This window comes from Pseudomonas sp. B33.4 (assembly GCF_034555375.1).
GTDB lineage: Bacteria > Pseudomonadota > Gammaproteobacteria > Pseudomonadales > Pseudomonadaceae > Aquipseudomonas.
The window spans coordinates 6149658-6173421 of sequence record NZ_CP140706.1; the positions used below are offsets into that span (position 1 = coordinate 6149658).

Consider the following 23764-nt stretch of genomic DNA (forward strand, 5'->3'; position numbering starts at 1 on the left):
ACCACTCCGATCACGCTTTATCTGTCGCCGCCGGCAAGGTGAACCCGGACACCGAACGCCGCAACTGACTGGCCATTTTCGTCAGGTTGCCGATGCTCTCGGCGGTGGCCGTGGAGCCGGACGAGGTTTGCGAGGTGATCTGCTGGATCACATTCATCGTCAGCGAGATCTGCCCGGCGGAAGTCGTCTGCTGCTGCGCCGCGTTGGAGATGCTTTGAATCAGCGCCGCGAGGGTCTTCGACACGCCTTCGATTTCTTCCAGGGCCACACCGGCATCCTGCGCCAGTCGCGCGCCGCGCACCACTTCGGTGGTGGTCTGTTCCATGGAAATCACGGCTTCGTTGGTGTCGGTCTGAATCGCCCGCACCAGGGTTTCGATCTGTCGGGTGGCGGCGGACGAGCGTTCGGCCAGCCGCTGCACTTCGTCGGCGACGACGGCAAAACCGCGTCCGGCATCACCGGCCATCGACGCCTGAATCGCCGCGTTGAGGGCGAGGATGTTGGTCTGGTCAGCAATGTCGTCGATCAGGCTGACAATGTCGCCGATTTCCTGCGACGACTCGCCCAGACGCTTGATGCGTTTGGCGGTGTCCTGAATCTGCTCGCGAATGTTGTCCATGCCGTGGATGGTGTTATGCACCACCTCGTTGCCCTTGTTGGCGATTTCCACGGAGCGCTCGGCTACCGCTGAAGACTCGGCGGCGTTGGCCGAGACCTGATCGATGGATTCGGCCATGTCGCTGATCGCCGTCGAGGCTTCGGAAATCTGCTGGGCCTGATGCTCCGAGGCCTGCGCCAGATGCATGGCGGTGGCCTGGGTTTCCTGCACCGCTGCGGCGACCTGGCCGGCGGTGAGGTTGATCGTCGCGACGAGATCACGCAATTGGTCGACGGAATAGTTGATCGAATCGGCGATGGTGCCGGTGAAGTCTTCGGTCACCGAAGCGGTCACGGTGAGGTCGCCGTCAGCGAGGTCTTCGATTTCATCGAGCAGACGCATGATCGCGTTCTGGTTGCGCTCGTTCTTCTCGGCGGTTTCGCGCAGTTGCCGGTTGGTTTCACGGACCATCACCAAACCGATAAGGATGATCGAGGCCAGCGCCAGCAAACCGAGGACGTAGCCACCGATGGTGTCGGTATTGCGTCCGCCGGCAAGGTTCTCGAAGCGAGTGGCCAGGTGCGAGGCTTCGTCGAGCAGGGTTTGCGAGAGGCTGAAGATGTTGCTCGCCGATTCACGAACCTTGAACAGCTCCGGCGAGGTTTCGAGGATTTCATCGACGGAGCCGGATACAAACTGGAACAGCTCGGAGATTTCGCTCAAACGCGCACGGGCGTCGCGGTCTTCGACCTGGCTGATTTTCAGCGCCGGGTTGCCTTGCAGCATGCCGTTGAGCACTTGGCCGAAACGGGTGGCATCGCGGCCAAAGGCATCGGCGGCTTGCTGCGAGTTTTCGTCACCGGCGAGCACGGTGTTGACCGCGCCGAGGATGCGTTCCGCTAGCAGCGACTGACGCTGGGCCATGGCGACCTGCGCGGCCGGGGCACCGCGCTGGAGGAGGATTTCGACGACTTTTTCGTATTCGATCTGCAACTGCGGCACGGTTTCAGCCAGGGTCGCGGCGACCTGGTGCAAAGACAGCACCGTCTGTTCGCTGGAAAGAATCGCGTCGGTGTTTTTCAGCAGGCGTTCCCAGTCGAGCTGCACGGCGCGCATTTCCGGGCGCACAGTGGCCGGGGCGGGAGGCAGGCCGGTGGCCGGATCGCCCTTCTTCAGGTAACCCCAGCGCTGGGCGAAATCGTTGCGCGCATCGCTGAGCAGCTTGAACGCGGCAGCTTTGCCGGCGGCGGCTTCGGTGGCGTTTTTGGCGATGCGTTGCGAGAGCACGCGCAGCTCACCGGCATGGCCGATGTACTGCTTGTCGTAGTTCGCCTGGGTATTGAGGTAAGCGAAGTTGGCGAACAGCAGCATGATGAACACGATCAGTGCGATGAACAGCACGATGATCTGCGAGCGACTGCGCGATCCTTCCGCCGGCTTGCCTGTTTTTGCTTTTATCATCGGTCCTCGCCTGTTTGAAGCTCACCGGTAGAACCTGTAGGAGTGAGCCTGCTCGCGATTGAACGATAACGCGGTGTACTTGATACACCGCGGTGCCTGAATCGCGAGCAGGCTCACTCCTACAAGGGATCTTTGTTGTAACGGCTATATCGCGACGCTCATGAACACCGGGGATTTGGCCAGGGCAAACAGGCTGAACACCCGCCAGTTCTGCTCGCGCCGAAAATAGCCTTTGACGAACTCGGCCTTGGAGCCCTGGCGCTTGCTGATCGAGATCGGTTCGAAGCTGTCCTGCTCGAAATGCTGCAGACCAATAACCTCATCGACCATCAACCCGGCAAACACGTCGCCGTGCTCGACCACCAAGACCCGCCGCTGTTTACGCAACGGCGACAGTTCATGGCCGAAGAAGCCGCACAGATCCATGATCGGCAGCAGCCGCCCGCGCAGGTTAGCCACGCCCTTGACCCACGGCTTGACCCCGGGCAATTGAGTGAAGCGCGGTTCGTGCAGCACTTCGCTGACTTCGCCCATCGGTGCCACATACCAATGCTCGCCAAGGCGAAAGCCGATGCCGCTCCAGCGATCCTGGCGCGCCGGTTGCGACGGCAGGTCCGCCGCCAGCAAGCGGCAGCGCTGGTCGATTTGCCAGAGCAGTTCGAAGGCGGTCAGCGATTCGCTCATGGTTGCGCGATCAGCCTTTGAGCACGTTATTCAGGGTCTTGATCAGGGTGTCTTCGTCGACCGGTTTGGTCAGGTAATCCTTGGCGCCCTGACGGGTGCCCCAGACCTTGTCGGTTTCCTGATCCTTGGTGGTGATGATGATCACCGGGATGTGGCTGGTGTCGGCGTCCTTGGTCAACTGGCGAGTGGCCTGAAAACCGTTGAGGCCGGGCATGACGATGTCCATCAGCACCGCGTCAGGTTTTTCCTGACGGGCCAGGGCCACGCCGTCGGCGCCGTTTTCGGCCTTGAGCACTTCATGGCCGTGCTTTTCGAGCATGCCGGTGAGTTTGTACATTTCAGTCGGCGAATCATCGACGATCAGGATACGTGCCATGGTTTTCCCCATTTTTCTTGTCGACGTGCGGCCCGCTGGCCGAGCGTCACTGTACGTGTCTTACTGCGGCAAAACGGCGGCGAAGCCCGGAACATGGGCCTGGATCGCGTTGAGCAGCTCTTCCTTGCTGAACGGCTTGGTCAAAAACTGATCAGAACCGACAATCCGCCCCTTGGCCTTGTCGAACAGCCCGTCTCGCGATGACAACATGATCACCGGTGTGGCCTTGAACGCACTGTTGTTCTTGATTAAAGCGCAGGTCTGATAACCATCCAGACGCGGCATCATGATGTCGACAAAAATGATCCCGGGATGGTTGTCGGCGATCTTCGCCAAAGCGTCGAAACCGTCGATCGCCGTGATTACTTCGCACCCGACATTCTTCAACAAGGTTTCGGCGGTGCGACGAATCGTTTTCGAGTCGTCGATGACCATGACCTTCAAGGCGCTGGACTGCTGTTCCATAAGAGGGCTCTACCGTCGCCTTTGCGAATCAATTTGTCCGTTTTGCGGTTATGAATGGCTCGAAACCCTTGATGTTCAAGGGCCAGCACGCTTCGCCAGCCTTTTTAGCACAGTCTCCAGATGCAATCTATCGACGGGTTTTTCCTTGACCGAAAACCCGCCCGGCGCCACTCTGGCGGCACTTTTTCAATACCGATCCGGTAGCCAATTTTCGAGGAAAACCCAATGAGCGTTCGCGTCGGGATTGTCATGGACCCTATCGCCAGCATCTCCTATAAAAAGGATAGCTCGCTGGCCATGCTGCTGGCCGCGCAAAAGCGCGGCTGGGAACTGTTCTATATGGAACAGCGCGACCTGTATCAGGGCGAAGGTCAGGCACGGGCGCGCATGAGGCCGCTGAAAGTCTTCGCCAACCCGGAAAAATGGTTCGAACTGGACGCCGAGCAGGACAACCTGCTGAGCGATCTGGACGTGATCCTGATGCGCAAGGATCCGCCGTTCGACATGGAGTTCGTCTACTCCACCTACCTGCTCGAACAGGCCGAAACCGCTGGCGTGCTGGTGGTGAACAAGCCGCAGAGCCTGCGCGACTGCAATGAAAAGCTATTCGCCACGCTGTTCCCGCAGTGCACGCCGCCGACCGTGGTCAGCCGTCGCGCCGACGTGCTGCGTGAATTCGCCGCCAAGCACGGCGACGTGATCCTCAAGCCGCTGGACGGCATGGGCGGCACTTCTATTTTCCGTCATCGCGCGGGCGATCCGAACCTGTCGGTGATCCTGGAAACCCTGACCGCCCTCGGTGGCCAGCAGATCATGGGCCAGGCTTACCTGCCGGCAATCAAGGACGGCGACAAACGCATCCTGATGATCGACGGCGAGCCGGTGGATTACTGCCTGGCGCGGATTCCGGCACAGGGCGAAACCCGTGGCAACCTCGCTGCCGGTGGCCGTGGTGAAGCGCGTCCGCTGACTGAAAAGGATCGCTGGATCGCCGCTCAGGTCGGCCCGACCTTGCGCGAAAAAGGCCTGCTGTTCGTCGGTCTCGATGTGATCGGTGAAAGCCTCACCGAAATCAACGTCACCAGCCCGACCTGCATCCGTGAAATCGACAATGCCTTTGGCACTGACATTGGCGGCCTGCTCATGGATGCGATCGAAAGCAAGCTGCAAGCTAATAGCCGCACGCCGCAAGCTTGAAGCCAGCAGTGCGCAGCCTGTCGCTTGCCGCTTGAAGCTTGCAGCTAAAAACCAACATTGCGTTATCATGCCGAGCCCGTAAAAACGCGATGTTGGTTTTTCTGTCATGACCCTCCCGTCCGATCTGCCCGCAGAACTCGCCCACCGTGGCGTGCGCCCGGCCGATCGCCTCGGTTTTACCCTGTTCCTCGCGGCGCTGATCCATTTGGCGCTGCTGCTCGGCGTCGGCTTCACGATGGTCGAGCCCAAACAAATCAGCAAAACCCTGGAAATCACCCTCGCCACCTTCAAGAGCGAAAAGAAGCCGGAGAAGGCGGATTTTCTCGCTCAAGAGCATCAGGAAGGCAGCGGCACGCTGGACAAGAAGGCGATCCCGAAAACCACCGAGGTGGCGCCATTTCAGGACAATCAGGTCAAGAAAGTCACCCCGCCACCGGCTGCAAAGCCGCAAGTGCAGGAAGCCGCGCCCAAGGCTGCGGTGACGACTGTTGCGCCGAAACCGAAAAAAGCGCCGACCAAGAAAGAAGAAACCAAGACTGAAGTCAAACCGACGGTCGAGGCGCCGGAGTTCGATAGCTCGCAGCTGTCCAGCGACATCGCCAGCCTCGAAGCCGAACTGGCCAAGGAACAACAGCTGTACGCCAAGCGCCCGCGCATCCACCGCTTGAGCGCCGCCTCGACCATGCGTGACAAGGGTGCCTGGTACAAAGACGACTGGCGCAAGAAGGTCGAACGCATCGGCAACCTCAATTACCCCGAGGAAGCACGGCGCAAGCAGATCTACGGCAATTTGCGCCTGATGGTTTCGATCAATCGCGACGGCTCGCTGTATGAAGTGCTGGTGCTGGAATCGTCCGGCCAGCCGCTGCTGGATCAGGCGGCGCAGCGTATCGTCCGACTGGCGGCACCGTTTGCCCCGTTTACCGGGGACTTGTCGGATATCGACCGTCTGGAAATCATCCGTACCTGGAAATTCGCCCGAGGCGACAAGCTCTCGAGCAACTGACACACCACAGACCCCTTGTAGGAGTGAGCCTGCTCGCGATAGCGGTGTATCAGTCAACAATTTCGATTCTGGCACACCGCTATCGCGAGCAGGCTCACTCCTACAATGGATCTGTGTTGTTGTCAGCATCTCCAGCTTGTCAGTTTGCCCCCCGAACGCCACACTAGCGCACATGAAAAACGTCAGCCCCAGCTACCTCAAGCATCAATTCCTGATCGCCATGCCACACATGGCCGACCCGAACTTTGCCCACACCTTGACCTACATCGTCGAGCACACGGCCAATGGCGCGATGGGGATTGTGGTCAATCGGCCGCAAGAGCTGAATCTGGCCGACATCCTTGAGCAGCTGCGCCCGGACATCGATCCGCCAGCACTCTGCCAGCACGTGCCGATCTTCATTGGCGGTCCGGTGCAGACCGATCGCGGTTTCGTGCTGCATCCGGCGGGCAAGACCTTCCAGGCCACCGCGCAACTGGACGGTGATCTGGCCCTGTCGACCTCGCAGGACGTGCTGTTTGCCATCGCTGACGGTGTAGGCCCGGCGAAAAGCCTGATTGCCCTCGGTTACGCCGGTTGGGAGGCAGGGCAACTGGAAGCCGAAATGGCCGACAACGCCTGGCTGACCTGCCCGTACGACGCCGACATCCTCTTCAACACCAGCAGCGAATTGCGCCTCGAAGCGGCGGCCCGGCATTTGGGGATCAACCTCAGCCTGCTGACCAGCCAGGCAGGTCACGCCTGATGGCCCTGCGCCTGATTCTCGGCTTCGACTACGGCACCAAACAGATCGGCGTCGCGGTCGGCCAGGTGATTACCGGCCAGGCCCGCGAGCTGTGCACCTTGAAGGCACAGAACGGCGTGCCTGACTGGAACCAGGTCGAAGCCCTTATAAAAGAATGGAAACCTGACGCCGTGGTCGTCGGCCTGCCGCTGAACATGGACGGCACGCCGAGCGACATGTGCGTACGTGCGGAAAAGTTCGCCCGGCGCCTCAATGGCCGCTTCAACCTGCCCTTCTATACCCATGACGAGCGTCTGACCACGTTCGAGGCCAAAGGCGAACGACTGGCCCGTGGCGGTCAGAAAGGCAGTTACCGCGACAACCCGGTGGATGCCATCGCCGCCGCTCTGCTATTGCAGGGCTGGCTCGATGAAAACACTGCATTGTTTGAATCCTGACAAGCGCTTCGGCGCTTTTCTTTTGAGTGAAAAACCGAGTCGCGTCCAAGGACCCGACTCGCCCCCAACAAGGAGCAACCATGAGCCTGCCAAATCCCGCCGATCTGATCAGCCAGATGGCGACCCGCCTCAAGGCGCACCTTGCCCAGCGTGAAATCACTGAACCGCGTTACATCGGCATTCGCACTGGCGGTATCTGGGTCGCGCAGGCTCTGCTCAAGGAATTGGGCAGCGACGCGCCACTGGGTACGCTGGATGTTTCTTTCTACCGCGACGACTTCAGCCAGAACGGCCTGCACCCGCAAGTGCGCCCGTCCGCCCTGCCCTTCGAGATCGAAGGCCAGCATCTGGTGCTGATCGACGACGTACTGATGAGCGGCCGCACCATCCGCGCCGCCATGAACGAATTGTTCGACTACGGCCGCCCGGCCAGCGTGACCCTGGTCTGCTTGTTGGACCTGGACGCCGGCGAGCTGCCGATCCGCCCGAACGTGGTCGGTGCGACGCTGTCGCTGGACGCTCACGAACGGGTGAAGCTGTCCGGCCCCGAGCCGCTGACGCTCGAACTGCAAGACTTCAACCTTTAATCCGCCCTATTGAGAGTCCCCTTCGCGATGACGCCTCTAGATACCAAGCGCCCGCTGCAGCTCAATGATCAGGGCCAGCTGCGCCACTTCCTCTCGCTCGACGGCCTGCGCCGCGAGTTGCTGACGGAAATCCTCGACACTGCCGACTCGTTCCTCGAAGTCGGTGCCCGGGCGGTGAAGAAAGTCCCGTTGCTGCGCGGCAAGACCGTGTGCAACGTGTTCTTCGAAAACTCCACGCGCACCCGCACCACCTTCGAACTGGCGGCCCAGCGGCTGTCGGCGGACGTGATCACCCTGAACGTGTCGACCTCGTCGGCAAGCAAGGGTGAAACGCTGCTCGACACCCTGCGCAACCTCGAAGCCATGGCCGCCGACATGTTTGTCGTGCGCCACGGTGATTCCGGTGCCGCGCACTTCATCGCCGAACATGTTTGCCCGCAAGTGGCGATCATCAACGGCGGCGACGGCCGTCATGCGCACCCGACGCAGGGCATGCTCGACATGCTCACCATTCGTCGGCACAAGGGTGGTTTCGAAAACCTTTCGGTGGCCATCGTCGGCGACATCCTGCACTCGCGGGTGGCACGTTCGAACATGCTCGCGTTGAAAACCCTCGGTTGCCCGGACATCCGCGTAATCGCGCCGAAAACCCTGCTGCCGATCGGCATCGAGCAATACGGTGTGAAGGTCTACACCGACATGACTGAAGGCCTGAAAGACGTCGACGTGGTGATCATGCTGCGCCTGCAGCGTGAACGCATGACTGGTGGCCTGTTGCCGAGCGAAGGTGAGTTCTACCGCTTATTCGGCCTGACCACCGCGCGTCTGGCCGGGGCCAAACCGGATTGCATCGTCATGCACCCGGGGCCGATCAACCGTGGCGTCGAAATCGAGTCCGCAGTGGCCGACGGCCCGCACTCGGTGATCCTCAATCAGGTGACCTACGGCATTGCGATTCGTATGGCTGTGTTGTCCATGGCCATGAGCGGACAAACCGCGCAGCGTCAATTCGAGCAGGAGAACGCCCAGTGAAGCTCAGCATTCTCGGCGCACGCGTCATCGACCCAAGCAGCGGCCTGGATCAAATCACCGACATTCACGTTGAAGCCTGCAAGATCGTCGCCCTCGGCGCCGCCCCAGCGGGTTTCACGGCAGTTGAAACCATCGACGCCCAAGGCCTCGTCGCCGCTCCGGGCCTCGTCGATCTGAACGTGGCCCTGCGCGAGCCGGGTTACAGCCGTAAAGGCTCGATCATCAGCGAAACCCGCGCAGCGGCCGCCGGTGGAGTGACCAGCCTGTGCTGCCCGCCGAAAACCAAACCGGTGCTCGACACCTCCGCCGTGGCCGAGCTGATCCTCGACCGCGCCCGCGAAGCCGGCAACACCAAGGTGTTCCCGATTGGCGCGCTGAGCAAAGGTCTGGACGGCGAGCAACTGGCCGAGCTGGTGGCGCTGCGCGACGCCGGTTGTGTGGCGTTCGGCAACGGCCTGGAGAGTTTCCGCAACACCCGCACCCTGTGCCGGGCGCTGGAATATGCGGCGACGTTTGATCTGACGGTGATTTTCAACTCGCAGGATCATGATCTCGCCGAAGGCGGTCTGGCTCACGAAGGCGCGGTGGCCAGTTTCCTCGGCTTGCCGGGGATTCCGGAAACCGCTGAAACGGTGGCGCTGGCCCGGGATCTGTTGCTGGTTGAACAAACCGGCGTGCGCGCGCACTTCAGCCAACTGACCAGCGCTCGCGGTGTTGCCCTGATCGCGCAGGCTCAGGCCCGTGGTTTGAAGGTGACGGCGGATGTCGCGTTGTATCAGTTGATTCTGACTGACGAAGCGCTGATCGACTTCAGCAGTCTGTACCACGTGCAGCCACCGCTGCGTACGCGTGCTGACCGCGATGGCCTGCGTGCAGCGGTGAAGTCCGGGGTTGTGTCGGCGATCTCCAGCCATCACCAGCCGCACGAGCGCGACGCCAAACTGGCGCCGTTCGGCGCAACCGAGCCCGGCATCAGCAGTGTTGAACTGCTTTTGCCACTGGCGATGACGCTGGTTGAGGATGGTTTGCTCGATCTGCCGACGCTGCTGGCGCGTTTGAGCGCAGGCCCGGCTGAGGCATTGCGCCTGCCGGCGGGTAAGCTGGCGGTTGGTGGTGCGGCGGATATCGTGCTGTTCGACCCGCAGGCTTCGACGGTGGCTGGCGAAGGCTGGTTGTCGAAGGGCGAGAACTGCCCGTTCATCGGGCACACTTTGCCGGGTGTGGTTCGCTACACGCTAGTGGATGGGCGGATCAGCCACCAGGCTTGATACCGCGTCGCCCCTTTCGCGAGCAGGCTCGCTCCCACAAGGATCACCGTGAACCCTGTGGGAGCGAGCCTGCTCGCGAAGACTTACTGGAAGGCGCCTCTGCCTTCGGCGTTGCGTACGGAGACCTGATCATTCAGCGTCCAGAAGTCATACAGTACCCCCAGAAAGAACAACCCGCCCGTGAGCAGATAAATCAGTCCGCTGATCCACTTGCCTTGATACATCCGGTGCACGCCGAGCGCGCCAAGGAACGTCAGCAGAATCCACGCCACGTTGTATTCGATCGGTCCTGCGGTAAAACGCAGATCCGCCTCGCGATCCATCGCCGGGATCAGAAACATGTCGATGAGCCAGCCAATACCCAGCAGACCGAAGGTGAAGAACCAGATCGTCCCGGTCACCGGCTTGCCGTAATAGAAGCGGTGGGCGCCGGTAAAACCGAAAATCCACAGCAGATAACCAATGATTTTGCTGTGCGTATCTTGCTGCTGAACGAATTGTTGATAGGGGTTCATGAAGACCTCGATTCACACGATAGATAAATATTCTTGAATTCTTTGTGACTTTTTTACAGGTAGCCGACGTACGGCAAATGTTACCGTTGCTACCGTCAAAGCCTTATAGCACCTGACTTCTGTCCGACAATTGCGTCCATTTGCCGCTTATTTGGTTCCGTTGGCCGCCAACTGAATCGACCAACGGACTCGGAATGAAAAAAAACTCTGTTATAAAGTTGCGCGCTATCACTGAAGAGCCACGCCTAATGCGACCATTTTTCAAGACATGGCTAACCATCTGCCTATTAATGCCACTGGCCGCCCACGCCACCAATCGTGAGCAACGTCTTCCTAACGTTAACGGCTTTACCCCTAAATCCCACGCTTCGGCTCCTTCGAGCAAAAGCAGCAAAAGCAAAACCACCACGCTGAGCAGCAAGAGCCACAGCAAGCTGGTGCCACCGATGGCGAGCAAGGAAAGCAGCAATGTGCTGAGCCGTGCGGTCAACGTCCTCGGTACACCTTATCGTTGGGGCGGCAGCAGCCCAAGTAAAGGTTTCGATTGCAGCGGTCTGGTGAAATACGCGTTCAACGACGCTACGTTCGACCTGCCACGCACCTCCAACGCCATGGCCAGCGGTCACGGCGAGAAAGTCGAGCGCAAGGATCTGAAGCCGGGCGACCTGATTTTCTTCAACATCAAGAGCCGTCGGGTCAACCACGTTGCCATCTACCTGGGCAACGACCGCTTCATCCACGCGCCTCGTCGGGGCAAAGCGGTGAGCATCGATACGCTGAACAAGCCGTATTGGCAGCAGCATTACGTGGTTGCCAAGCGTGTGTTGCCGAAGGAACAGAGCCAGATGCGCGTGGTTCAACGCTGAGCTGACTGATCCGGAATCTGCTCAAGCAGTACTGGCCCCTTCGCGAGCAGGCTCGCTCCCACATTTGATTTGTGAACGACGCAAATCCCCTGTGGGAGCGAGCCTGCTCGCGAAGAGGCCGGTAATAGCAACACAACTCCCCCTCAGAAATTATCCGGCGTACGCGCCTTCTCTCGTGCATGTTCGCGACTGATCAAACCTTTTGTCACCAGATCCTTCAGGCACATGTCCAGTGTCTGCATCCCCAACGACCCGCCGGTCTGAATCGCCGAGTACATCTGCGCCACCTTGTCTTCGCGGATCAGGTTGCGGATCGCCGACGTCCCCAGCATGATCTCGTGCGCCGCCACCCGTCCGCCGCCGATCTTCTTGATCAGCGTCTGCGAGACCACCGCCAGCAACGACTCCGACAGCATCGAGCGCACCATCGACTTCTCGTCACCGGGGAACACGTCCACCACCCGGTCGATGGTTTTCGCTGCCGATGTGGTGTGCAGCGTGCCGAACACCAGATGCCCGGTTTCGGCGGCGGTCAGCGCCAGGCGAATGGTTTCCAGATCGCGCATCTCACCGACCAGGATCACGTCCGGGTCCTCGCGCAGCGCCGAGCGTAAAGCAGTAGCGAAACTGCGGGTATCACGATGGACTTCGCGCTGATTGATCAGGCATTTGCGTGATTCGTGGACGAATTCGATCGGGTCTTCAATGGTCAGAATGTGATGGTGGCGATGGGTGTTGAGGTAGTCGATCATTGCCGCCAGCGTGGTCGACTTGCCCGAACCGGTCGGCCCGGTCACCAGTACCAGCCCGCGCGGCGCATCGGTGATCTTGCGGAAGACGTCGCCCATGGCCAGGTCTTCCATGCTCAGCACTTTCGACGGAATGGTACGGAATACGGCGCCGGCGCCACGGTTCTGGTTAAAGGCGTTAACCCGGAAACGCGCGACACCCGGCACTTCGAAGGAAAAGTCGGTTTCCAGATGTTTCTCGAAGTCGACGCGTTGGGTGTCGTTCATGATGTCGTAGATCAATTCGTGCACTTGCTTGTGATCCAGCGCCGGCAGATTGATCCGCCGCACATCGCCATCGACACGGATCATCGGCGGCAGACCGGCCGACAGGTGCAGGTCGGAAGCTCCCTGTTTGGCGCTGAAGGCCAGCAGTTCAGTGATATCCATAGCGCTCCTCAATTCCAGTAGAATGCCGCGAACCTTCAGACCGCCGGCACCTCTTGATGTCCACGATAGCAGACAACATTTCCCACGTTGGTTCGCGCATCCAGACCGCGACCCAAGCCGCACGCCGTCCTGAAAACAGCGTTCAGCTGCTCGCCGTGAGCAAGACCAAACCCGCTGAAGCCCTGCGCGAAGCCTATGCCGCCGGCCTGCGCGACTTCGGCGAGAACTATCTGCAGGAAGCCTTGAGCAAACAGCTCGAACTGGCGGATCTGCCCTTGATCTGGCACTTCATCGGCCCCATTCAATCGAACAAGACTCGCGCGATTGCCGAGCATTTCGACTGGGTGCATTCCGTGGATCGCCTGAAAATTGCTCAACGCCTGTCCGAACAGCGCCCGGCCGAACTGGCGCCGCTGAATATCTGCATTCAGGTCAACGTCAGCGGTGAGGCCAGCAAATCTGGCTGCACCCCGGCCGATCTGCCGGCATTGGCCGAGGCCATCAACGCGTTGCCGCGCCTGAAGCTGCGCGGCTTGATGGCGATTCCCGAGCCGACCGACGACCGCACCGAACAAGACGCGGCCTTCGCCGCCGTGCAGAAATTGCAGGCGAGCCTCGATCTGCCGCTCGACACACTTTCCATGGGCATGAGCCACGACCTCGAGTCGGCCATTGCCCAAGGCGCCACCTGGGTTCGTATCGGTACGGCCCTGTTTGGCGCCCGCGACTATTCCCAATCTTGAACGTTTCCAGATAAGGACCACACATGAGCAACACACGTATTGCGTTTATCGGTGCGGGCAACATGGCGGCCAGTTTGATCGGCGGCTTGCGCGCCAAGGGTCTGGAAGCGACGCAGATCCGCGCCAGCGACCCGGGTGAAGAAACCCGCGCCAAGGTCAGCGCCGAACACGGCATCGAAACCTTTGCCGACAACGCTCAGGCCATCGCCGGCATGGATGTGGTCGTACTGGCGGTCAAACCACAGGCCATGAAAGCTGTGTGCGAGGCGATTCGTCCAAGCCTGAAACCGAATCAACTGGTGGTGTCCATCGCGGCCGGTATCACTTGCGCAAGCATGACCGCATGGCTTGGCGAACAGCCGATCGTGCGCTGCATGCCAAACACTCCGGCGCTGCTGCGTCAGGGCGTCAGCGGTTTGTACGCGACCAGCGAAGTGACCGCCGAGCAACGTCAGCAAGCTGAAGAGCTGCTGTCCGCCGTCGGTATCGCCCTGTGGCTGAAAGAAGAACAACAACTCGATGCGGTGACCGCCGTCTCCGGCTCCGGCCCGGCGTACTTCTTCTTGCTGATCGAAGCCATGACCGCCGCCGGCGTCAAACTCGGCCTGCCGAAGGACATCGCTGAACAGCTAACCCTGCAGACCGCGCTGGGCGCCGCGCACATGGCTGTGTCCAGCGATGTTGACGCTGCCGAACTGCGCCGTCGCGTGACCTCGCCAAACGGCACCACGGAAGCTGCGATCAATTCATTCCAGGCCAATGGCTTCGAAGCCCTGGTCGAAACCGCACTCGGCGCCGCCGCGCACCGCTCGGCCGAAATGGCCGAACAACTGGGCAAATAAGGAGCCTTACATGATTGGATTGAACACTGCAGCGGTTTACGTGCTGCAAACCCTCGGCAGCCTGTACCTGCTGATCGTGCTGCTGCGCTTCGTCCTGCAACTGGTGCGGGCAAACTTCTACAACCCGCTGTGCCAGTTCATCGTCAAAGCCACCCAGCCACTGCTCAAGCCACTGCGCCGGATCATCCCGAGCCTGTTCGGTCTGGACATGTCGTCGCTGGTGCTGGCGATCCTGGTGCAGCTGGCGCTGATGGCGCTGACCCTGCTGCTGACTTACGGCACCACCGGTAACCCGCTGCAACTGTTTATCTGGTCGATCATTGGCGTGACCGCGCTGTTCCTGAAGATTTTCTTCTTCGCCCTGATCATCAGCGTGATCCTCTCGTGGGTCGCACCGGGCAGCCACAATCCGGGCGCTGAGCTGGTCAACCAGATCTGCGAGCCGGCGCTGGCACCGTTCCGTCGTTTTCTGCCGAGCATGGGTGGCCTGGACCTGTCGCCGATCTTCGCCTTCCTCGTGCTGAAGCTGATCGACATGCTGGTGATCAATAATCTGGCGGCGATGACGATGATGCCGGAAATCCTCCGACTGCTGATGTGAGCTGGTTCCGTTGGGACGGTGACGACTTGATCCTTGAGTGTCACCTGCAACCGGCAGCCCGTAGCGATGACTTCGCCGGGCTGCACGGCGATCGTCTGAAGATCCGCCTGACTGCGCCGCCGGTCGAGGGCAAGGCCAATGCTTATCTGATGGGCTTTCTAGCCAAGGCATTTGGCGTTTCGAAGAGCCAGGTCAGTTTGCTCAGCGGTGAGTTGAACCGGCAGAAGCGGGTGAAGATTTGTTCGCCGAAGAAGTTGCCGGATTTGCCTGGGTTGATTGGGCGCTTGTCTTGAGTTTTGCGGTGTCTGTGCCCCTCACCCCAACCCTCTTCCCCTGGAGAGGGAGCCGATCCAGGGTGTTTTCGGAACCTGAGTTCAGCCCGGATAGATCAGGTCGGCGTAGCTCAAAAGAACACCTCGGTCGGTCCCCTCTACCTCTGGGAGAGGGCTAGGGTTAGGGCTGCTTGCCGCTAACCCCCCCGGTCTTTAGACTTACGCCTCATTTCAACGAGAGCAGGGTCGATGCCAACTGCCTTTCCCCCCGATTCTGTTGGTCTGGTGACGCCGCAAACCGCGCACTTCAGCGTACCGCTGGCCTTGGCCTGTGGCCGTTCGCTGGCCGCCTATGACCTGATCTACGAAACCTACGGCACGCTGAACGAGCAAGCGAGCAACGCCGTGCTGATTTGCCACGCCTTGTCCGGCCACCACCACGCCGCCGGTTATCACAGCGTCGACGACCGCAAGCCCGGTTGGTGGGACAGCTGCATCGGCCCCGGCAAACCGATCGACACCAACAAGTTCTTCGTGGTCAGCCTGAACAACCTCGGCGGCTGCAACGGCTCCACCGGCCCGAGCAGCATCAACCCGGAGACCGGCAAACCGTTCGGTGCCGACTTCCCGGTACTCACCGTAGAAGACTGGGTGCACAGCCAGGCGCGTCTCGCTGACCTGCTCGGCATCGGCCAGTGGGCGGCGGTGATTGGCGGCAGCCTCGGCGGCATGCAGGCGTTGCAATGGACCATCACTTACCCCGATCGAGTGCGTCATTGCCTGGCCATCGCCTCGGCACCGAAGCTGTCGGCGCAGAACATCGCCTTCAACGAAGTCGCGCGTCAGGCGATCCTCACCGACCCGGAATTCCACGGCGGCTCGTTCCAGGAAGCGGGTGTGATCCCCAAGCGCGGCTTGATGCTGGCGCGCATGGTCGGCCACATCACTTACCTGTCCGATGATTCGATGGGCGAGAAATTCGGCCGTGGCCTGAAGAGCGAAAAGCTCAACTACGACTTCCACAGTGTCGAATTCCAGGTCGAAAGCTACCTGCGCTATCAGGGCGAAGAGTTCTCCGGACGCTTCGACGCCAACACCTATCTGCTGATGACCAAGGCGCTGGACTACTTCGATCCGGCGGCGAACTTCGACGATAACCTGGCGAAAACCTTCGAGAACGCCACGGCCAAGTTCTGCGTAATGTCGTTCACCACCGACTGGCGCTTCTCCCCGGCCCGTTCGCGGGAGCTGGTGGATGCGCTGATGGCGGCGCGCAAAGACGTCAGCTATCTGGAAATCGATGCGCCGCAGGGCCACGACGCCTTCCTGATTCCGATCCCGCGCTACTTGCAGGCGTTCGGCAATTACATGAACCGCATCACGTTGTGAGAAAGCCATGAGAGCTGATCTGGAAATCATCCAGGAATGGATCCCCGCCGGCAGCCGCGTCCTCGACCTCGGTTGCGGTGACGGCGAGCTGCTGACCTGGCTGCGCGACAACAAGAACGTCACCGGTTATGGCCTGGAAAACGACGCCGACAACATCGCCGAGTGCGTGGCCAAGGGCATCAACGTCATCGAGCAGGATCTGGACAAGGGGCTGGGCAACTTCGCCAGCAACAGTTTCGACATCGTCGTCATGACCCAGGCCCTGCAAGCCGTGCACTACCCGGACAAGATCCTCGACGAAATGCTCCGGGTCGGCCGTCAGTGCATCATCACCTTCCCCAATTTCGGCCACTGGCGCTGCCGCTGGTATCTGGCGAGCAAGGGCCGCATGCCGGTGTCCGAGTTTCTGCCGTACACCTGGTACAACACGCCGAACATCCACTTCTGCACCTTCGAAGACTTTGAAGAACTTTGCCGCGAACGTGATGCGAAGGTCATTGATCGGCTTGCCGTGGATCAACAGCACCGTCACGGGTGGGCCAGTAAGCTATGGCCTAATCTGTTAGGTGAGATCGGTATCTACCGCGTCAGCAGCCCGCAGCTTGCAGACCACAAAGTCGCGGTCTGAATCCCGTCATTTCGAGGAGCACGATCATGGGTCGTTTAGCGTTGTTGTTATTGACCGCCTGCCTGAGCGCCAGCGCTCTGGCGGCGGATGTCATCAAGGGTGAGCGCAAGGAAACCTTTGGCGACGTCACGGTGCACTACAACACCTTCAACTCGACGTTCCTGCAACCGGACATCGCCAAGGCCGCGGAGCTGATCCGCAGCAAGAATCAGGGCGTGATCAATGTCTCGGTGATCAAGGACGGCAAACCACTGGTCGCCAACGTCACCGGCACAGTCAAAGACCTGACCAGCCAAAGCGTACCGCTGAATTTCCGTCAGGTCACCGAACAGGGCGCGGTGTACTACATCGCCCAGTACCCGGTGGAACAGCAGGAAACCCGCACCTTTGAGATCAAGGTGCAAAACGGCGACAAGATCAACACCATCAATTTCAACCAAGAACTCTTTCCCGGCGAATGATGAACATCAAGCAGCTCGTACTGGCCAGCCATAACGCCGGCAAACTCAAAGAACTCCAGGCCATGCTCGGCGAATCGGTGCAACTGCGCTCGATTGGCGAGTGGAGCAAGGTCGAGCCGGAGGAAACCGGTCTGTCGTTCGTCGAGAACGCGATCCTCAAGGCGCGCAATGCCGCACGTATTTCCGGGCTGCCAGCGCTGGCTGACGATTCCGGTCTGGCGGTGGATTTCCTCGGCGGTGCGCCGGGCATCTATTCGGCGCGTTATGCCGACGGCAAGGGCGATGCAGCGAACAACGCCAAACTGCTCGACGCCTTGAAGGACGTGCCGGAAGCTGAACGCGGTGCGCAGTTCGTGTGCGTGCTGGCGCTGGTGCGTCATGCCGATGATCCATTGCCGATCCTCTGCGAAGGCCTGTGGCACGGACGGATTCTGACCGCTGCCAGCGGCGAGCACGGTTTCGGTTATGACCCGCTGTTCTGGGTGCCGGAGCGTGATGTGTCCAGCGCCGAGCTGAGCCCGGCCGACAAGAACCAGATCAGCCACCGCGCCCGTGCAATGGATCTGCTGCGCCAGCGTCTGGGCTTGAAATGACCCGTGACTCTTCTGCGTCGTCGCTGATCATCGGCGGCGCCGCTTCTTCGCCTCGGGCGCCGCTGCCAACGCTGCCGCCCTTGTCGCTGTACATCCACATCCCGTGGTGTGTGCGCAAATGCCCGTATTGCGATTTCAACTCGCACACCGCCAGCCCGGTGTTGCCGGAGCAGGAATACGTCGACGCCTTGCTGGCCGATCTCGATCAGGATCTGCACGCGGTTTATGGTCGTGAGCTGACGTCGATCTTCTTCGGTGGTGGTACGCCGAGCCTGTTCAGCGCTGAAGCGCTTGGGCGTTTGCTCGAAGGCGTCGAGCAGCGCGTCCCGTTTGCTGACGACATCGAAATTACCCTGGAAGCCAATCCGGGCACGTTCGAGCAAGAGAAGTTCGTCGCCTACCGCAAGTTGGGGATCAATCGTCTGTCGATCGGTATCCAGAGCTTCCAGCAGGAAAAGCTCAAGGCGCTCGGCCGCATTCACAACGGTGACGAAGCGGTGCGTGCGGCCGGCATGGCGCGTCAGGCCGGGTTCGATAACTTCAACCTCGACTTGATGCACGGCTTGCCCGATCAGTCGCTGGACGACGCCCTGAGCGATCTGCGTCAGGCTATCGCGCTGAATCCTACGCACATTTCCTGGTATCAGCTGACTTTGGAGCCGAACACGGTGTTCTGGAACCAGCCACCGGTGCTGCCGGAAGACGATACGCTATGGGACATTCAAGAAGCCGGGCAGGCGCTTTTGGCCGAGCACGGTTACGCGCAGTACGAAGTCTCGGCCTATGCACAGGCCGGGCGTCCGGCACGGCATAACCTCAATTACTGGAGTTTTGGCGACTTCATCGGCATCGGTGCGGGTGCCCATGGCAAGTTGAGTCATCCGGACGGGCGCATTGTGCGCACCTGGAAAACCCGGTTGCCAAAGGACTATCTCAACCCGGCAAAAAGCTTTCAGGCCGGCGAGAAAGCGCTGACCAACGACGAGATGCCGTTCGAGTTTCTGATGAACGCCTTGCGCCTGACCGCCGGAGTTGAATCGCGCCTGTATCCGGAGCGCACTGGCCTGTCACTGGAAAGCCTCGCCGAAGGCCGGGCAGCGGCAGAACAAAGCGGTCTGTTGCAGGTCGAACCGTCACGTCTGGCGGCCACCGAGCGCGGACAGCTGTTTCTCAACGACTTGCTGCAACAATTTCTGAACTGAGCCCAACCCTCAACTTCAGCCCCAAGGAAAACCGCATGGATTTGATACTCGACCTGCTCGCCACCGTCTCCCGCTGGAGCCGCAGCAACCTCTCGGAAATCGCTCTGGCCTTGGTGGGCTGCCTGCTGGTGCTGTTCGGCGCCGACTTCAAAGGCTGGGTCGAGCAACGCCTGGGCAGCATCGCCGGCGCCTTGCGCGTGCCATTGATGGCGCTGCTCTGCGTGATCGGCAGCGGCGCCGCACTGATCTACGCCACGCCATGGGTGATCAAGGGTTTGAGCCAGTTCAACAACTACAGCCTGGCGCCAGTCCTGCTGGTAGTCCTTGTCCTCATCGGCGTAGTCGCCGACCGCCGCTGATCTTTCAGTACACCCAAAACGACCGTAGGAGCTGCGGCACGCTGCGATCTTTTGATCTTGATTTGAAGATCAAGAGATCGCAGCGTGCCGCAGCTCCTACAGGGGTATCGCGTGATACTCAGGACTGTTTTTCGAACTTCAGATCCCACACGCCATGGCCAAGACGTTCGCCGCGGCGTTCGAACTTGGTGATCGGGCGTTCGGCCGGGCGCGGTACGCACTTGCCGTCTTCGGCGAGGTTGCGATAGCCCGGGGCGACGTTCATCACTTCCAGCATGTATTCGGCGTACGGTTCCCAGTCGGTGGCCATGTGCAGAATGCCGCCGACCTTCAACTTGCTGCGCACCAGTTCAGCGAACGACGCCTGAACGATACGACGCTTGTGGTGACGGCTCTTGTGCCACGGGTCCGGGAAAAACAGCATCAGGCGATCGAGGCTGTTGTCGGCGATGCAGCGGTTGAGCACTTCGATCGCGTCGCAATCGTAGACCCGCAGGTTGGTCAGGCCCTGAGTCAGCACGCCATTGAGCAGCGCGCCGACACCCGGACGGTGAACTTCCACACCAATGAAATCCTGATCCGGTGCAGCCGCTGCCATTTCCAGCAGCGAGTGGCCCATGCCGAAACCGATCTCCAGCGAGCGCGGTGCCGAACGGCCGAACACTTGATCGTAATCCACCGGCGCGTCGGCCAGCGGCAGCACGAACAGCGGCGTGCCTTGATCCAGACCTTTTTGCTGGCCTTCGGTCATGCGCCCGGCGCGCATCACGAAACTCTTGATGCGGCGGTGTTGGCGCTCGTCGCCTTCTTCCGTCTGGATAGGCGTGTCGTTCGATTCAGTCATCAATGGCTCTTACTTGATCAGACCATCCAGCGGCGAAGAGGCGCTGGCATAGAGTTTTTTCGGCATACGGCCAGCGAGGTAGGCCAGACGGCCTGCAACGATGGCGTGTTTCATGGCTTCAGCCATCATCACCGGCTGCTGGGCGTGGGCGATGGCCGAGTTCATCAGCACCGCATCACAACCCAGTTCCATGGCGATGGTCGCATCGGATGCAGTGCCGACACCGGCATCGACCAACACAGGGATCTTGGCTTCTTCGAGGATGATCTGCAGGTTGTACGGGTTGCAGATCCCCAGACCGGAGCCGATCAGACCGGCCAGCGGCATCACCGCGATGCAGCCGATTTCCGCCAGTTGCCGGGCAATGATCGGGTCATCGCTGGTGTACACCATCACGTCGAAACCTTCCTTGACCAGCGTTTCGGCAGCCTTGAGGGTTTCGATGACGTTAGGGAACAGGGTCTTCTGGTCAGCCAGGACTTCCAGCTTCACCAGGTTGTGGCCGTCGAGCAGCTCACGGGCCAGGCGGCAGGTGCGCACGGCTTCGATGGCGTCGTAGCAACCGGCGGTGTTCGGCAGGAAGGTGTAGCGCTCCGGCGACAGCACGTCGAGCAGGTTCGGCTCGCCTTCGATCTGGCCCAGATTGGTGCGGCGCACGGCGAAGGTGACGATCTCGGCACCCGAGGCTTCGATGGCCTGACGGGTTTCTTCCATGTCACGGTACTTGCCGGTACCGACCAGCAAACGCGACTGGTAAGTACGACCGGCCAGCACAAAAGGCTTGTCGCTACGAACGATGCTCATGGGGAATCCTCTTTAAGGGTGAGGGTCTTGCAGAATTCTGTGCCCTCGCGGGCCGCACAATCAGCCGCCGCCGATGGCGTGCACGACTTCGACGTTGTCACCGTCATTGAGCGTGGTGTCGGCATGCTGGCTGCGCGGGACGATATCCAGATTGAGTTCGACTGCCACCCGGCGTCCGGTCAGTTCCAGACGGGTGATCAGGGCCGCAACGGTCTCGCCGTCGGGCAGTTCAAGGGATTCGCCGTTCAATTGAATGCGCATGCACAACGCCGCCATCATTTTTAGGGGCTGGCATTCTAGCCCGATCATGACCTAAAGGTCAGCACCAAGCGTCAAGCGGTTGGCTGCAGGCGCCAGGCGGCGAGCCCCAGGCACAGCCAGCCGACCAGAAATGCCAGGCCACCGAACGGGGTGATGATGCCGAGCTTGCTGATGCCGGTGGTGGTCAGCACGTACAGACTGCCTGAAAACAGCAGAATACCGACGGTGAACGATACGCCCGCCCAAGTGACCAGTCGGCCCTGAATCTGCGTGGCCAACAGCGCCACCCCGAACAGCGCCAAGGTGTGTACCAGTTGATACGTGACGCCGGTGTGGAAAATCGCCAGGTAGTCGGGTGTCAGGCGGTTTTTCAGGCCATGGGCGGCAAACGCGCCCAGTGCAACACCGGTGAAACCGAAAAAAGCAGCCAACATTAAAAAGCCACGCAGCATGGGGAACTCCAGTCAGACGCGATCGGCAGGGTCTGTATAATGGCCCGCTCCACGGGTTCGGCCAAGCCATCTCTATGCTGCGTACTATTTTCCGTCGTCTCACGAAGGCCCTGCTCTGGTTCGCGGGCGGCAGCATCTTGCTGGTGCTGGTGTTTCGCTTCGTGCCGCCGCCGGGCACGGCGTTGATGGTCGAGCGCAAAGTCGAATCCTGGGTCGATGGCGAGCCGATTGACCTGCAACGTACCTGGAAGCCATGGGACGAGATTTCCGATGACCTCAAAGTCGCGGTCATGGCCGGTGAGGATCAGAAGTTTCCCGAGCATTGGGGCTTTGATTTCAGCGCAATCCAGGCCGCCTTGGCGCACAACGAACTGGGCGGCTCGATTCGTGGCGCCAGCACCTTGAGCCAGCAAGTGTCGAAGAACCTGTTTCTGTGGGCCGGGCGCAGCTATCTGCGTAAAGGCCTGGAAGCCTGGTTTACCGCGCTGATCGAAGTATTCTGGCCCAAGCAGCGGATTCTTGAGGTGTATCTGAACAGTGTCGAGTGGGATGACGGGGTGTTTGGCGCGGAAGCTGCGGCCCGTCATCACTTTGGTGTGAGTGCGAAGTCGTTGTCGCGGCAGCAGGCGAGTTATCTGGCGGCTGTACTGCCCAATCCGCGGGTATGGAGTGCGAGCCATCCAACCGCTTATGTGTCGCGTCGGGCAGGGTGGATTCGGCAGCAGATGAATCAGTTGGGTGGGGACAGTTACTTGCTGGGGCTCAATGATTCGCGGCGGGCACCGTGGTCGCGATAACACCGAGGATCGAAATGTAGGAGTGAGCCTGCTCGCGATAGCGGTGCATCAGTGACGGCAATGCTGACTGCCACACCGCTATCGCGAGCAGGCTCACTCCTACAATTGTTTTGTGTGACGCCAGAAATGAAAACGCCCCGATCATCGCTGATCGGGGCGTTTTTTATTGCCTGAGCGCCGGTTATGCGGCGATCGACAACTTGAGCTTGTTCATCGCGCTCTTCTCAAGCTGACGAATCCGCTCGGCCGACACGTTGTACTTCTGCGCCAGGTCGTGCAGCGTAGCTTTCTCTTCGGCCAGCCAGCGCTGGTAGAGGATGTCGCGGCTGCGTTCGTCCAGCACTTCCAGTGCTTCGTGCAGATTGCTGTTGGAGTTGTCGCTCCAGTCAGCATCTTCCAGTTGACGCGCCGGGTCGTACCGGTGGTCTTCCAGATAGTTGGCCGGCGACTGGAAAGCGCTGTCGTCGTCGGCTTCAGCAGCCGGGTCGAAGGCCATGTCATGGCCGGTCAGGCGACTTTCCATCTCGCGCACTTCACGCGGTTCAACGCCAAGGCTTTCCGCCACACGGTGGACTTCCTCGTTGTTCAGCCACGCCAGACGTTTCTTCTGGCTGCGCAGGTTGAAGAACAGCTTGCGCTGGGCCTTGGTGGTCGCGACTTTCACAATGCGCCAGTTGCGCAGGATGAACTCGTGAATTTCCGCCTTGATCCAGTGCACGGCGAACGACACCAGACGCACACCCATTTCCGGGTTGAAGCGTTTAACGGCCTTCATCAGACCGACGTTACCTTCCTGGATCAGGTCAGCCTGAGCCAGACCGTAGCCGGAATAGCTACGGGCAATGTGTACGACAAAACGCAGGTGGGCGAGCACCATCTGCCGAGCCGCCCCCAAATCCTGCTCATAGTAGAGACTCTCGGCCAGTTCACGCTCCTGCTCCGGCGTCAGCAATGGAATGCTGTTGACGGTGTGCACGTAGGCTTCCAGGTTCGCACCCGGAACCAACGCATACGCAGGTTGCAAAGAATTGGTCATACGAAAAAACCTCCCACTTACATACTCGTGCCTCTCGGCACTGCGAAAAATTGACCGGGAACTCA

General features: G+C 60.3%; 30 protein-coding genes. 19 read left to right on the forward strand and 11 right to left on the reverse strand.

Annotated elements, in window-relative coordinates; translation table 11 throughout:
- Positions 1-10: 10 nt before the first annotated feature.
- From U6037_RS27255 to pilG, 4 genes are all read right to left on the reverse strand, one after another.
- Positions 11-2059, reverse strand: a complete 2049-nt coding sequence (locus U6037_RS27255; protein WP_123454282.1) for a methyl-accepting chemotaxis protein — start codon at positions 2057-2059, stop codon at positions 11-13.
- A 144-nt stretch (positions 2060-2203) separates the two neighbouring features.
- Positions 2204-2743 (reverse strand): chemotaxis protein CheW, encoded by a 540-nt coding sequence (locus tag U6037_RS27260; RefSeq protein WP_007913675.1) that lies wholly within the window; start codon positions 2741-2743, stop codon positions 2204-2206.
- A 10-nt stretch (positions 2744-2753) separates the two neighbouring features.
- On the reverse strand, positions 2754-3119 hold the full coding sequence (gene pilH / locus U6037_RS27265) for a twitching motility response regulator PilH (RefSeq protein WP_007913674.1): 366 nt from the start codon (positions 3117-3119) through the stop codon (positions 2754-2756).
- 60 nt (positions 3120-3179) lie between these two features.
- The gene (gene pilG / locus U6037_RS27270; RefSeq protein WP_007913673.1) at positions 3180-3584 is read right to left on the reverse strand and encodes a twitching motility response regulator PilG; all 405 of its coding nucleotides are present in this window, start codon (positions 3582-3584) and stop codon (positions 3180-3182) included.
- 225 nt (positions 3585-3809) lie between these two features.
- Between pilG and gshB the strand changes: the two genes are divergently transcribed.
- From gshB to U6037_RS27305, 7 genes are all read left to right on the forward strand, one after another.
- Positions 3810-4781, forward strand: a complete 972-nt coding sequence (gene gshB, locus U6037_RS27275; protein ID WP_322845133.1) for a glutathione synthase — start codon at positions 3810-3812, stop codon at positions 4779-4781.
- A gap of 106 nt (positions 4782-4887) precedes the next feature.
- A complete protein-coding gene (locus tag U6037_RS27280) occupies positions 4888-5787 on the forward strand; it encodes an energy transducer TonB (protein WP_322845134.1) in 900 nt (299 codons plus the stop codon).
- Between the two features lie 172 nt (positions 5788-5959).
- Entirely contained in the window at positions 5960-6532 is a 573-nt protein-coding gene (locus U6037_RS27285) for a YqgE/AlgH family protein (protein ID WP_008077846.1), read from the forward strand.
- Positions 6532-6969, forward strand: a complete 438-nt coding sequence (ruvX, locus tag U6037_RS27290) for a Holliday junction resolvase RuvX (protein WP_064589634.1) — start codon at positions 6532-6534, stop codon at positions 6967-6969. The genes U6037_RS27285 and ruvX overlap by 1 nt, the downstream gene beginning before the upstream one ends.
- A gap of 80 nt (positions 6970-7049) precedes the next feature.
- A complete protein-coding gene (gene pyrR / locus U6037_RS27295) occupies positions 7050-7556 on the forward strand; it encodes a bifunctional pyr operon transcriptional regulator/uracil phosphoribosyltransferase PyrR (RefSeq protein ID WP_322845135.1) in 507 nt (168 codons plus the stop codon).
- Positions 7557-7583: 27 nt separating this feature from the next.
- A complete protein-coding gene (locus U6037_RS27300; RefSeq protein ID WP_007913665.1) occupies positions 7584-8588 on the forward strand; it encodes an aspartate carbamoyltransferase catalytic subunit in 1005 nt (334 codons plus the stop codon).
- Positions 8585-9856: a dihydroorotase gene (locus U6037_RS27305; protein ID WP_236427400.1), complete on the forward strand. Its 1272-nt coding sequence runs from the start codon at positions 8585-8587 to the stop codon at positions 9854-9856. Before U6037_RS27300 ends, U6037_RS27305 begins: the two co-directional genes overlap by 4 nt.
- A gap of 83 nt (positions 9857-9939) precedes the next feature.
- On the opposite strand, the gene U6037_RS27310 is transcribed toward U6037_RS27305, so the two are convergent.
- On the reverse strand, positions 9940-10371 hold the full coding sequence (locus U6037_RS27310; RefSeq protein ID WP_322845136.1) for a TM2 domain-containing protein: 432 nt from the start codon (positions 10369-10371) through the stop codon (positions 9940-9942).
- Between the two features lie 248 nt (positions 10372-10619).
- Here U6037_RS27310 and U6037_RS27315 point away from each other — a divergent pair, with 248 nt between their 5' ends.
- Positions 10620-11237 (forward strand): C40 family peptidase, encoded by a 618-nt coding sequence (locus U6037_RS27315; protein ID WP_016985978.1) that lies wholly within the window; start codon positions 10620-10622, stop codon positions 11235-11237.
- Positions 11238-11380: 143 nt separating this feature from the next.
- Here U6037_RS27315 and U6037_RS27320 read toward each other — a convergent pair whose 3' ends face one another.
- Positions 11381-12415 (reverse strand): type IV pilus twitching motility protein PilT, encoded by a 1035-nt coding sequence (locus tag U6037_RS27320; protein WP_007953348.1) that lies wholly within the window; start codon positions 12413-12415, stop codon positions 11381-11383.
- 56 nt (positions 12416-12471) lie between these two features.
- Here U6037_RS27320 and U6037_RS27325 point away from each other — a divergent pair, with 56 nt between their 5' ends.
- The 10 genes from U6037_RS27325 to U6037_RS27370 all read left to right on the forward strand — a co-directional run bounded on the left by U6037_RS27325 (position 12472) and on the right by U6037_RS27370 (position 19505).
- Positions 12472-13158: a YggS family pyridoxal phosphate-dependent enzyme gene (locus U6037_RS27325; protein ID WP_322845137.1), complete on the forward strand. Its 687-nt coding sequence runs from the start codon at positions 12472-12474 to the stop codon at positions 13156-13158.
- A 23-nt stretch (positions 13159-13181) separates the two neighbouring features.
- On the forward strand, positions 13182-14000 hold the full coding sequence (gene proC / locus U6037_RS27330) for a pyrroline-5-carboxylate reductase (RefSeq protein ID WP_322845138.1): 819 nt from the start codon (positions 13182-13184) through the stop codon (positions 13998-14000).
- 10 nt (positions 14001-14010) lie between these two features.
- Entirely contained in the window at positions 14011-14601 is a 591-nt protein-coding gene (locus tag U6037_RS27335; RefSeq protein ID WP_322845139.1) for a YggT family protein, read from the forward strand.
- Positions 14598-14894: a DUF167 domain-containing protein gene (locus U6037_RS27340; RefSeq protein ID WP_322845140.1), complete on the forward strand. Its 297-nt coding sequence runs from the start codon at positions 14598-14600 to the stop codon at positions 14892-14894. The genes U6037_RS27335 and U6037_RS27340 overlap by 4 nt, the downstream gene beginning before the upstream one ends.
- A gap of 228 nt (positions 14895-15122) precedes the next feature.
- A complete protein-coding gene (gene metX / locus U6037_RS27345; protein WP_322845141.1) occupies positions 15123-16262 on the forward strand; it encodes a homoserine O-succinyltransferase MetX in 1140 nt (379 codons plus the stop codon).
- 7 nt (positions 16263-16269) lie between these two features.
- Entirely contained in the window at positions 16270-16890 is a 621-nt protein-coding gene (metW, locus tag U6037_RS27350; protein WP_008083798.1) for a methionine biosynthesis protein MetW, read from the forward strand.
- A 26-nt stretch (positions 16891-16916) separates the two neighbouring features.
- Positions 16917-17351, forward strand: coding sequence for a DUF4426 domain-containing protein (locus U6037_RS27355; RefSeq protein WP_322845142.1), 435 nt, complete (start codon positions 16917-16919; stop codon positions 17349-17351).
- Positions 17348-17944 carry an RdgB/HAM1 family non-canonical purine NTP pyrophosphatase gene (gene rdgB / locus U6037_RS27360; protein ID WP_008083802.1) on the forward strand — a complete coding sequence of 199 codons (597 nt, stop codon included), beginning with the start codon at positions 17348-17350 and terminating at the stop codon, positions 17942-17944. The genes U6037_RS27355 and rdgB overlap by 4 nt, the downstream gene beginning before the upstream one ends.
- Positions 17941-19146: a radical SAM family heme chaperone HemW gene (hemW, locus tag U6037_RS27365; RefSeq protein WP_322845143.1), complete on the forward strand. Its 1206-nt coding sequence runs from the start codon at positions 17941-17943 to the stop codon at positions 19144-19146. The genes rdgB and hemW overlap by 4 nt, the downstream gene beginning before the upstream one ends.
- Before the next feature lie 35 nt (positions 19147-19181).
- Positions 19182-19505, forward strand: coding sequence for a DUF3392 domain-containing protein (locus U6037_RS27370; protein ID WP_007913629.1), 324 nt, complete (start codon positions 19182-19184; stop codon positions 19503-19505).
- A 118-nt stretch (positions 19506-19623) separates the two neighbouring features.
- Here the strand turns inward: U6037_RS27370 and trmB are convergent, their stop codons facing one another.
- From trmB to U6037_RS27390, 4 genes are all read right to left on the reverse strand, one after another.
- On the reverse strand, positions 19624-20349 hold the full coding sequence (gene trmB / locus U6037_RS27375; RefSeq protein ID WP_201231625.1) for a tRNA (guanosine(46)-N7)-methyltransferase TrmB: 726 nt from the start codon (positions 20347-20349) through the stop codon (positions 19624-19626).
- A 9-nt stretch (positions 20350-20358) separates the two neighbouring features.
- Positions 20359-21153, reverse strand: a complete 795-nt coding sequence (locus tag U6037_RS27380) for a thiazole synthase (protein WP_007913621.1) — start codon at positions 21151-21153, stop codon at positions 20359-20361.
- Between the two features lie 60 nt (positions 21154-21213).
- Entirely contained in the window at positions 21214-21414 is a 201-nt protein-coding gene (gene thiS / locus U6037_RS27385; RefSeq protein ID WP_122604433.1) for a sulfur carrier protein ThiS, read from the reverse strand.
- Positions 21415-21485: 71 nt separating this feature from the next.
- A complete protein-coding gene (locus tag U6037_RS27390; protein ID WP_322845144.1) occupies positions 21486-21866 on the reverse strand; it encodes a DUF423 domain-containing protein in 381 nt (126 codons plus the stop codon).
- A 74-nt stretch (positions 21867-21940) separates the two neighbouring features.
- Here U6037_RS27390 and mtgA point away from each other — a divergent pair, with 74 nt between their 5' ends.
- The gene (gene mtgA, locus U6037_RS27395; RefSeq protein ID WP_322845145.1) at positions 21941-22663 is read left to right on the forward strand and encodes a monofunctional biosynthetic peptidoglycan transglycosylase; all 723 of its coding nucleotides are present in this window, start codon (positions 21941-21943) and stop codon (positions 22661-22663) included.
- Between the two features lie 181 nt (positions 22664-22844).
- On the opposite strand, the gene rpoH is transcribed toward mtgA, so the two are convergent.
- Positions 22845-23699, reverse strand: coding sequence for an RNA polymerase sigma factor RpoH (gene rpoH / locus U6037_RS27400; RefSeq protein WP_007913617.1), 855 nt, complete (start codon positions 23697-23699; stop codon positions 22845-22847).
- Between the last annotated feature and the right edge of the window lie 65 nt (positions 23700-23764).